This is a genomic window from Mammaliicoccus stepanovicii (genome assembly GCF_002902525.1).
GTDB classification, from domain to species: Bacteria; Bacillota; Bacilli; order Staphylococcales; family Staphylococcaceae; genus Mammaliicoccus; species Mammaliicoccus stepanovicii.
The window spans coordinates 1-8,401 of sequence record NZ_PPQZ01000052.1 but is presented as its reverse complement, the minus strand read 5'-3'; the positions used below and the strand labels follow the sequence as shown (position 1 = coordinate 8,401).

The 8,401-nt window shown below is 32.1% G+C and carries 6 protein-coding genes; all 6 read right to left on the bottom strand.

All coding sequences use genetic code 11. The features are described from left to right. Positions 1-328 precede the first annotated feature (328 nt). The 6 genes from CD111_RS08365 to opp3b all read right to left on the bottom strand — a co-directional run bounded on the left by CD111_RS08365 (position 329) and on the right by opp3b (position 7,969). On the bottom strand, positions 329-1,990 hold the full coding sequence (locus tag CD111_RS08365) for a peptide ABC transporter substrate-binding protein (protein ID WP_095088880.1): 1,662 nt from the start codon (positions 1,988-1,990) through the stop codon (positions 329-331). An 87-nt stretch (positions 1,991-2,077) separates the two neighbouring features. Further along, positions 2,078-3,748: a peptide ABC transporter substrate-binding protein gene (locus CD111_RS08360; RefSeq protein WP_095088882.1), complete on the bottom strand. Its 1,671-nt coding sequence runs from the start codon at positions 3,746-3,748 to the stop codon at positions 2,078-2,080. A gap of 174 nt (positions 3,749-3,922) precedes the next feature. Further along, entirely contained in the window at positions 3,923-4,888 is a 966-nt protein-coding gene (locus CD111_RS08355) for an ABC transporter ATP-binding protein (protein ID WP_095088885.1), read from the bottom strand. Next, positions 4,888-5,961, bottom strand: coding sequence for an ABC transporter ATP-binding protein (locus CD111_RS08350; protein ID WP_095088888.1), 1,074 nt, complete (start codon positions 5,959-5,961; stop codon positions 4,888-4,890). The genes CD111_RS08355 and CD111_RS08350 overlap by 1 nt, the downstream gene beginning before the upstream one ends. Positions 5,962-5,975: 14 nt before the next feature. Further along, entirely contained in the window at positions 5,976-7,043 is a 1,068-nt protein-coding gene (gene opp3C / locus CD111_RS08345) for an oligopeptide ABC transporter permease (protein WP_095088891.1), read from the bottom strand. Further along, a complete protein-coding gene (gene opp3b, locus CD111_RS08340; protein ID WP_095088894.1) occupies positions 7,043-7,969 on the bottom strand; it encodes an oligopeptide ABC transporter permease in 927 nt (308 codons plus the stop codon). The genes opp3C and opp3b overlap by 1 nt, the downstream gene beginning before the upstream one ends. Positions 7,970-8,401: the final 432 nt, after the last annotated feature.

Below are 8,401 nucleotides of genomic sequence, written 5' to 3'. Positions count from 1 at the left end.
CGCTATACTTAACGAGCTATTTCCATTGAATATACTAAACGATGATGATGGGAGACTACTACCGCCTCCACCTCCGCCTCCGCCTCCTTGGCTAGTTGGACCAGGACCTTGTTGTGCTTCTCTCATTCCTTCTGGAATATTTGCTTTTTGTAAATCTAGTATTGGATTCATAAAATCATTCCTTTCTGAATTTTTTGAAAATTACAAATTAATTATATTTCATTTTGTGAAAAATGTCAATAAAATGGTAAAATATTTGATTGAGTTGATAATATACTTGCTCTTAATTCCTTATCTTTATAATGATATTTTGCTTTCTATTAACAAACTATTTTTTCTCACCTTTAATTTCTACACCTTTAAGTGTATAATCTCCACCGAATTTATGATTTTTCCAATTTTTTACATAAGGCTGTCTTAATAATGCTGATCCTGTTTGGAATAATGGTGAAATGGAAGCTGATTCCAGAAAATCAGATTCTGCATTTTGTAATTTTTTAATTCTCTTATCTTTATTTTCTGGTTTAAGCATTTCATCAGAATTTGCTTCTTCTATGGCTTTGTCATATTTTTTATTGGCGTAACCTGTTTGATTATGTGGTGAATCAGATGTGAATAAATCTAAAAATGTTGTAGGATCTGGATAATCTGGGAACCATCCTGCAAATGAAATATCAAAGTCTTTCTTTGATTCTAATGCTAACTTTTGCTTAAATGGTTGTTGTTTAATTTTTAAAGTAACACCAGATAAATTTTTCTCGACTTGCTCTTTGATAAATTCTCCTGCTTTTTTCGATTCATCTTCGTCGTACGTCAATAATTCAATTGTAATTTTGTCTTTACCAAGTTCTTTTTTTGCTTTACTCAAATATGAACTTGCTTCTTTTTTATTAAAATCAAGTGGAGACTTCACTCCAGTCGTATAATCTTTACCTTTACTATCTTTAATAAAGTCTTTAATCATTAATGTGTTTAATGGTTTAGATCCATTATTTAGTAATGAATTTACGTATTCTTTTTTATTCACTGATTTAGCAATTGCTTTACGTAAATTTCCATTTTTCAAATCATTATTTTTCTCTTTATTTATTCTAAAGAAATAGCTCCCTGAAGTTGCTCTTGTAGAAAAATCTTTTCTATTTTTATATTTCTTTATATTTTGTGCATCTAACCCAACCATATCTAATTTTCCAGTTTGATACATATTTATTGCTGTTTGAGTATCTTTAATGACTTTTACATTTACTTGTTTGACTTTTACTTTATTTTTGTCCCAATATTGATTGTTTTTTTCTAATTTCCATTTATCTTCTGTTTTCCATTGTGAAAGCTTATACGGTCCATTAGATAATGTCGTATTCGCTGTAGTACCAAATTTTTCATTTTGGGCTTTAACAAATTTTTCGTTTTGTGGCATATAAGATCCAAATGCAAATAAGCTTTCCATCCAAGGAACATCTTTGATTAGTTTAATTTCTAAAGTTTGGTCATCAATTGCTCTAACACCAAGCTCTTCTGGCTTTTTCTTTCCTGAAGTAATCTCTTTAGCGTTTTCTATATTTTCAAACATATATGAAAATTCTGCTGCAGTCTTTGGATCAACAGTTCTTCGCCAAGCGAATACAAAATCATGAGCTGTGACTGGATCTCCATTTGACCACTTCGCATTTTCTCTTAATTTTATTGTCCAAGTTTTACCATCACTCGATTTTTCTGGTTTACTTTTAGCTACTCCTGGGATTGGTTTATCATTTTTATCTAATACATACAAACCTTCTTGAGTTTGAGCAAATGTTGTAAAAGAAACTTGATCTGTTGCTAAAGATGGATCCATTGTTGGTATATCATCACCAGAAGATAAGTTGAGTTCGTTTTTAGTTTTTGATTGTTTAATACCACTGTCTTTTTCACTATTATTACCGCTACATGCTGAAATTATAAGGACAACCACCATAATTAAGGTAAAAAAATATTTATAACTTTTCTTCATTACAATCTCCTCCTTTTGTGTATATTAATCATTCAATGTATATAAAGAAAAGCAACCAATGTTACCATTGATTGCTTTCACTTTTTATTATTTTTTCGCACCAGCGATTTCTACTTCTTTAAGAGAGTAGTCTCCACCGAATTTATGTGGTTGCCAGTTTTTAACATACGGTTGACGTAGTCTTGCTACACCTGCTTGGAATACTGGTGCTACTGCACCATCTTCTAATAACTTACCTTCAGCTTTTTGAAGTAGTTCCATACGTTTTTGAGCATTCTCATCTTTCAGCATTTCATCAGAGTTTGCTTCTTCTAACATTTTGTCATATTCCGGATTATTATATCCACTTTGATTATGAGGAGAGTTTTTCTTGAATAAGTCTAAGTAAGTTGTTGGGTCTGGATAGTCTGGCCCCCAGCCAGCATATCCTATATCATAATCTTTATTCGATTCTAATTTAAGTTTCTGCTTAAACGGTTGCTGTCTAATTTTAATTGTAACGCCCGGTAAGTTTGATTCAATTTGCTCTTTCATAAACTGAGCTGCTTTTTTTCTTTCGTCATCATCATAAGTCAAGAATTCAACTGTAAATTTGTCTTTACCTAATTCTTTTTTAGCTTTTTCTAAATATTTTTTCGCTGCTTTTTTATCGTAATTTAATGGTGATTTTACCTCATCAAGATAATCTTTACCATCTTTAGATTTAACAAAATCCTTTATCATTAATTTATCTGTTGGTATTGATCCATTACTTAATAATGATTTAGTGTAAGTTTCTTTGTCATAAGATTTAGCGATTGCTTTACGGAAATTCTCGTTTGCTAAATCTTTATTTTTTGTTTGATTTAATCGTACAAACCAGTTTGATGCTTGTAAATCTGTTGTAAAATCTTCTCTGTCTTTATATTTTTTAACATTTTGAGATTCAACTACAACTGAATCTGCTTTACCTGTTTCATATAAATTCAGTGCTGTTTGTAAATCTTTGATTACTTTATAATTTACTTCACCTAATTTAACTTTATCTTTATCCCAATATTCTTTGTTTGGTTTCAATTTCCAGTTATCTTCTGTTTTCCATTGTGACAATACAAATGGTCCATTAGATAATGTTGATTCTACAGTCGTACCATATTTGTCCCCTTGTTTTTTAACAAATTTTTCATTTTGTGGATTAAATGAACCAAATGCTAATAAACTTTGCATCCACGGTACATCTTTAATTAATTTTATTTCTAATGTTTTATCATCAACAGCTTTAACACCTAACTCTTCAGGTTTTTTCTTACCCGCAGTGATGTCATTAGCATTTTCAACATTTTCAAACATATATGCATACTCTGCTGCAGTTTTTGGATCTACTGTACGTCGCCATGCAAACACAAAATCATGAGCAGTTACTGGATCACCATTTTGCCATTTTGCGTTGTCGCGTAGTTTAATCGTCCAAGTTTTCCCGTCAGCAGATTTCTCTGGATTTCCCTTTGCTACACCTGGAATTGGTTTATCATCTTTATCTAACACATATAAACCTTCCATAGTTTGCGCAAATGTATAGAATGCTATTTGATCAGTTGCAAGTGATGGATCTAGTGTAGGTATATCCCCTGTTGAAACTAAATTCAGTGCATTCTCAGATTTCTCACTTTTAACGCCGCCTTTGTTTCCGCCGTCATCCTTACCTCCACCACTACATGCAGCCAAAGTTAATAACACTGCTGTAACTAACGCAAATAAAGCTGTCAGTTTTTTTCTCATTAACAAATCCCCCTTGTTTTCTTTCTTCTGCGTATACAGAAGTATTATATTTATTATATTTTAAAAATGTGTTAAATACAATAGTAATTAACACAATTTTCAAACAATTATAAAAATGCACATTCTCAATCATGTTTAACAAAATTTAGTTTATTCAAAACTATTTGTAAATAGTTATGCTTCAGTCAAATCAAATGTTTTGCTATAGTTTTCTTTCTTCTCAGCAAATTCCTTTTCAGAACAATAAACAAAATGATCAGGCCCAACTTCTCTCAATTCTAGCTTATCATCATCTACATACTTATGTACTTCAGGATTATAAGCTGATCTTGTTCGCGTTCTCTCAGACTCTGGATCTGGTAATGGAATTGCTGATAATAATGATTTCGTATACTCATGTTGCGGGTGTTTATATATTTGATCTGATGGTCCAAGTTCAACCAATTTACCAAAGTACATAACACCGATTCGATCTGAAATATACTTAACCATTGATAAATCATGTGCAATAAACAAGAATGTAATGCCTTTTTCTTCTTGTAGTTTCTGCATTAAGTTTACGACTTGAGCTTGAATGGAAACATCAAGTGCTGATATTGGTTCATCAGCAATAATAAATTCTGGTTCTACTGCTAATGCACGTGCAATACCCAACCTTTGACGTTGTCCACCTGAGAATTCATGAGGATATCTATTTGCATGCTCTTTAGATAAACCGACTGTTTCTAACAACTCATAAACACGTTTTTTTCTTTCTTCTTTACTTGATACTAATTTATGTACATCTAATCCTTCCGCAATAATATCCATTACTTTTAACCTTGGATTTAATGACGCATATGGATCTTGAAATATCATTTGCATACGACGATTAAACTTTAGTAAATCTTTTCTTTTTTTAATATTTTGTATATCAACATTATCGAAAATCACTTTACCATCTGTTGCATCATACAACTTAATTAGAGTGCGTCCAGTTGTGGATTTTCCACAACCCGACTCTCCAACTAATCCTAATGTTTCGCCACGATAAATTTTAAATGAAATATCATCAACCGCTCTTACTTCATTTTTCTTCCCAATATTGAAATATTGTTTTAAGTTTTGAACATCAATGAGTATGTCTTTATTTTCTGCCATTAGAACGTCACCCTTTCTACACGTTTCGGCTTATCAAATTGATCAGGTGTTTGTTTAAGTTTTAATTTAACCGCTTCTGGTAACTCAACCTTAGGTGCTCTTTCATCTAATAACCAAGATTTCACGAAATGTGTTGGTGAAACTTGGAACCATGGAGGTGCTTCTTTAAAGTCAATATCTAATGCGTATTCACTTCTTCTTGCAAATGCATCGCCAACTGGTGGTTTAATTAAATCTGGTGGTGTACCAGGTATTGCCAATAACTCTGTATCATTTGATGTTTCTAAACTAGGCATCGATGAAAGAAGTCCCCATGTATATGGATGTTTAGGATTGTAGAAGATTTCATCTACAGTCCCAGTTTCAACAATTTGTCCCCCATACATAACCGCAACTCTATCCGCAACATTGGCTACTACGCCTAAATCATGCGTAATAAAGATGATAGATGTATCAATTTTTTGTTGTAATTCTTTCATCAACTCAAGTATTTGTGCTTGTATTGTTACGTCTAATGCTGTCGTAGGTTCATCAGCAATTAATACTTTCGGGTCACAAGCTAATGCTGTAGCGATAACGATACGCTGTCTTTGTCCACCTGAAAATTGATGTGGATAGTTATTAAATCTTTCTTTAGCTTTAGGTAAGCCTACTAAGTTTAATATATCTAATGCTCTTTTCTTAGCATCACCTTTAGATAGTTTTTGATGTTTAATAAGTGGTTCCATTACTTGCTTACCTATCTTCATTGTAGGATTTAAAGAAGTCATTGGATCTTGGAATATCATACCAATTTCTTTACCACGAATTTTCTGCATTTCTTTTTCTTTTAATTTAGCTAAATCTTTCCCATCGAACAGTATAGAACCCTCTTTAATTCTACCTACTTTACTAGGTAATAATTGCATGAGCGCTTTTGTTGTAACTGATTTCCCTGAACCCGATTCTCCAACAATTGCTAATGTTTCACCTTTATCTAAATAAAAGTCAACGCCTCTTACTGCTTGTACTTCCCCCGCGTCGATGTCGAAGGAAACATGTAAATTATTTACTTCTAATATTCTCTTAGCCATTATAAATTTCCTCCTTATTTACGCATTTTAGGGTCGAAAGCATCTCTTAAACCATCACTGAATAAGTAGAAGAATAAGATTAGTAAACTTAACACTGTTGCTGGTACGAATAATTCATGTGGATATTGTAATAACATTTTTCTACCACTATCTACTAATGAACCTAATGATGCTTGAGGTGCAGGAATCCCTAAACCGATGAAACTTAAGAAAGCTTCAAAGAATATTGCACTTGGTACTGTAAACATTGATGTTACAATAATTGGTCCAAGTGTATTCGGTAATATATGTTTAAATATCAATTTCGTATTTGAAACACCTAACGTTCGTGAAGCCATAACGAATTCTTGTTCTTTCAGCTTTAAGAATTGCCCTCTTACTATACGACTCATCCCTAGCCATCCAGTTACTGTCATCGCTAAAATGATTGTCCACATTGATGGATCAAATAGTAACACGAATAAGATAACGACGATTAAGTTTGGTATTGAAGATAATATTTCAACGATACGTTGTAAAATATCATCTAGTCTACCTCCGTAATAGCCAGATACCGCTCCGTATATGACACCTATTAATATATCAAGGGCTGCTGCTACTACACCTATAAATAATGATACTTGAGCACCTTTCCATACTCTAGTCCATTGATCACGTCCTAGTTCATCAGTTCCAAACCAATAATTTTCTTTGACACCAGCTGCTTTATACGCGTCAAAACCATCTTTATCTAATCCATCAAATGGCAAGAAAGGAACTTTATCTAATACTGGTACTTTAGGTGGTAAATGTTGTTGCGCAACATTCTGATCACTAAACTTATGATCATTCATATATGGACCAACTAATGCGACAATAGTTAATAATACTAAACCAATTAAACCAATAACAGCAGGTCTATTTCTTTTTAATTGTACCCATGCGTCTTGCCAAAATGTACGGCTTTTTCTTTCGAATTTTTCTTCTACAATTTTATCTCTACCATGCAATACAAAACTTTCTGTAGGTATTCCTTGTGATGAATGTGTAACAGCTGCGTTATCTATATTCTCTTTATTTATGTCTTTTTCATAATTACTCATTATTTCTTACCTCCTTGTACACGAATTCTTGGATCGATTAATCCATATAGTATATCTACAATGAAGATTGAGATAATGAATAAGAAACTAAATAATAGTGTTAATGCCATGATGACAGGATAGTCATTCGTTTGAATTGAACGTACGAATTGATCACCTAAGCCAGGTACACCAAATATATTTTCAATTGTTAATGTCCCAGTTAAAATACCTGCTAACATAGGGACAATAACAGTAACAATTGGAATTAAACCGTTTCTTACTGCATGTCCAAATATAACCCTTGAACTAGACATTCCTTTTGCTCTAGCTAATTCTATGTAGTCAGAACCTAATACTTCTATCATTTCAGAACGTATGTAACGCGCGATAGTCGCTGTAACTCCAGCTGATAAAGCTAACGATGGTAATACCGCTGTTGATAAGCCATCCCAACCAGCTACTGGAAATACTTGCCATTCTACCGCAAATACATATTGTAATAATACTGCCAACACGAATGATGGAACAGATATAAATATTACAGATAGAAAAGTGGCTCCATAATCTATAATTGTGTTTTGCCTGATTGCAGCAACAATTCCTAGTAGTAAACCAGCAATTGTGCCTAGTATCATAGCATAGGCCCCCATCTCAACAGATGGACCTAATCTAGGTTTTATTAATCCCCAAACCTCTCTATTATCATATTGAAATGAAATACCGAAATCTCCTTGCGCAACACTTTTTAAGTAATTTGCATATTGTACTGGTACAGGATCATTCAAACCATATTTTTCATTTATTATAACCTTTTGTTCTTCTGATAATTTCTCATCGTTGTATGGTGAACCCGGTAACAATTTCATTAAGAAAAATGTTATCGTCATAATTAAAAACAATGATATGAACATATATAAAATACGCTTCAAAGTATACTTAACCATTGTTTTGCCTCCAATCCCCTTATCGTTTTCATATTTCTTTTAATATTCAGAAATATTTATATACATTATACAAAATATATTCAACGTAAAGCAACACGAATATTCAGAAATTTGTTGTAAAATGTTCAGTTTTTGTTGTTTTAGTTTATCACAATAAAGCGACACCGCATCAATAATATACGTAATATTAGTATAAATATTCATATTTTTGGCTTTAATTGGTTATTTTTCCTTATTTTTATTATTTTTATATGTACGTACATACAAAAAATATACATAAGTAAAATTACACGATTTTTTTATTTAAGTTCTGCAAAATATATTTTTTTAGATTGAATCTGTTATAATACAACTATATCTAAACAAATGAGGAAGATAATTATGAAATTTTGGAGTATATTTACCACTTTGTACATCGGGATATTTTTACTG